General features: G+C 75.5%; 1 protein-coding gene. It reads left to right on the top strand.

Going from position 1 to position 568, the window contains the following annotated elements:
- On the top strand, nt 1–568 hold a 568-nt coding region (locus FRW57_RS22690), incomplete at both ends, for a homocysteine S-methyltransferase family protein (RefSeq protein WP_203230526.1).

Here is a 568-nt window from a genome sequence, read left to right as displayed (position 1 = left end):
CGGCGTCGAGCTGGCCGACGTCGCCCGACAGCGGGTCGACGCGTCGGAGCCGCTGTTCGTCGCCGCCTCGGTCGGCCCCTACGGTGCGGCCCTCGCGGACGGCTCGGAGTACACCGGCGACTACGGGCTCGACGTCGCGGCGTTGCGAGCCTTCCACCGTCCGCGGCTGGAGGTGCTGGCCGGCGCGGGAGCCGACGTGCTCGCCCTCGAGACCATCCCGTGCCTCGCCGAGGTCGAGGCCCTGCTGCTCGAGCTCGAACGGCTGGAGGGCGTCGAGGCGTGGCTGTCGCTCTCGTGTGCTGACGGCCGGACGCGGCGTGGGGAGGACCCGGCGGTGGCCTGGGCGATGGCCCGCGACGTGCCACAGGTCGTCGCCGTCGGCGTCAACTGCACCGACCCGCAAGAGATCGACGCACTGCTGCCCGCCGCGGCACAGGCCGGCCGCCCGGTGCTGGTCTACCCCAACAGCGGCGAGGGCTGGGATCCTGTCGCCCGCACCTGGACGGGCGATCCGAGCTTCCGCCCCGGCCAGGTCGACGGCTGGCTCCGCGCCGGGGCCAGCGCGGTG

Source organism: Segeticoccus rhizosphaerae, from assembly GCF_009192725.1.
In the GTDB taxonomy this organism is placed as follows: domain Bacteria; phylum Actinomycetota; class Actinomycetes; order Actinomycetales; family Dermatophilaceae; genus Segeticoccus; species Segeticoccus rhizosphaerae.
Note: the sequence above shows the minus strand (reverse complement) of the source record. Positions and strands in the feature narration are given on the sequence as shown.